This window comes from Ornithinimicrobium cavernae (genome assembly GCF_003121625.1).
Lineage (GTDB): Bacteria > Actinomycetota > Actinomycetes > Actinomycetales > Dermatophilaceae > Ornithinicoccus > Ornithinicoccus cavernae.
Genome location: NZ_QDDJ01000028.1, coordinates 1 through 1,971 on the forward strand (window position 1 = coordinate 1; position 1,971 = coordinate 1,971).

Here is a 1,971-nt window from a genome sequence, read left to right on the forward strand (position 1 = left end):
GCTCGACGCGGTGCTCCTGTCGGCGACCACGCAACTGACCGCGACGAATGGGCAGTTGTTGCTGCTGGACAAGGAAGCAGTCTCCCCAGAGGAGCTGACCGCCTCGGCGCGGGACACCTGGCGGGCTCAGGCCAAGCGGGTGACCCGGCAGGAGATCGCCGCCGCGATCGGGTGGGTCCCCAGCGAAGTGTCCGACCTGGTCGCTCTCGCCAACACCCCCGCGTCAGTCAGAGCCCCGGTGCAGCATGCGCTGGCTACGGGGGAAGCGACCTGGCGCCTGGTCCGCCGGTTCCACCGCCAGTGCGGCCCGCTGGACACCGAAGACGCTGCAGCGGTCGCCAACGGCCTGTTCGGTGAGGACCCCAAGGAATCGGTCACCGAACGACTCGACTCCTCCGGGGAGTGGGTCGGTGGCCCGTGGCGGCACCAGGAGTACTACCGCGCCCTGGACCGGGAGGTCCACAAGATCGCCTCCCGCGACCCCGAGGCCACCAAGAAGTCCCGCGAGGCCAACCTCGCCGGCAACGACGTCCGCGTCAACATGGATGAGCACGGCACCGCGTGCCTGATGATCGGGTGCACCGCCACGCAAGGGGCCGCCGTCGCCGACCGTATCGAGCGCGCTGCTCGCGCCGCCAGAGCCGCCGGTGATCCCCGCCCCCTGCGCCAGCTGCGCGTCGCCGCCGGCATCGCCCTCCTGCTCCACGGCACCCTCGACCTGGACGACCTGCCCGAGGACCCGGCCCTGATCTCGGTGGAGCAGTCCGCCCAGCTCACCAAGGTCCTCCACGGGCTCCCCAGCGCCGAACTCAATGTCATCGTCCCCCTCAACGCGCTCATGGGCACCACCCCAGGGGGTCTGACACCGGTCGACGCCGAGGGCAACCCGATCCCCGCCGCCTTCGCCGCGCGGGCCACCCACCCCATGGGCCCCTCCAGGGTCGCGGCAGCAGGTGCCTGCACGTGCACCTGCACCTGCGGCGCCAGCGATCCCCCACGTGAGGACTGCCCAGAGCCCACGCCCACCGGACAGCCCTGCCCAGAGCCCACGCCCACCGGACAGCCCTGCCCAGAGCCCACGCCCACCGGACAGCCCTGCCCAGATCCCGCTCAGACAGGGCTGGACTGCCCACCGCCGGGTGAGGTCGGCGTCGGGGAAGTCATCGGTAGACACTCCCTCTTCCTGACTCCGGACGAGGTCCGCACGCTGGCGCTCACGCCGGGGTCCACGATGTACCGGCTGCTGACCGACCCGGCGACCGGGACCCTCCTGGAACGCTCCACCACTGCCTACCCGTTCGACAAGGCAATGCGGGCGTACATCATCGCCGCCGACGTCTTCTGTCGGGTCCCCGGCTGCCTGAAGCCAGCATCACTGGCCCAGATCGATCATGTCCAGGAATACGGCACGCCCGACGGCCACACCTGCGTCCGCAACGGTCAACCCCTCGACCCGCCGCACCACGACCTGAAGACCAAGAAGCTGTGGGACGCCGTCCTTGCGGAGAACCGAGACGTCACCTGGACCACGCTGCTGGGGCGGATCTACACCACCAAGGCCCACGACTACCGTCAGTACACGCGTCTCCTCACCGCCGCGACCACCGAGGTCGAGGACGCCATCGCCGCCGGTCGTGACCCCGCCGCGGTCGTCGACGCCGCGATCTACCAGGCCCTGTCCTACCGACCATCCGGTGCCACGCTGCAGGCCGACGACGATGACGACTTCGCCGAGGCCTTCGCGGGCTGGGACCAGGTCACCCTGACCCATACCCAGGGCACCGGCCGGCGTATCTACCACCCAGCACCCGAGGTCACCCGCGCCGAACACGATCGGATGCGCGCCAGCACCGACGACGGTCACGAGGGAGCCGAGGGCCAGACCGCGGGCTCGACCGACCACCAGGACACCGGTGACGGCGAGAGCCACGACGAGACGACCAGCGGCGCGAGCAACGACGGCCCCTCCAC

General features: G+C 70.6%; 1 pseudogene. It reads left to right on the forward strand.

Going from position 1 to position 1,971, the window contains the following annotated elements:
• Window positions 1-1,971: pseudogene (locus DA085_RS21220) on the forward strand (hypothetical protein); the annotation flags it as partial.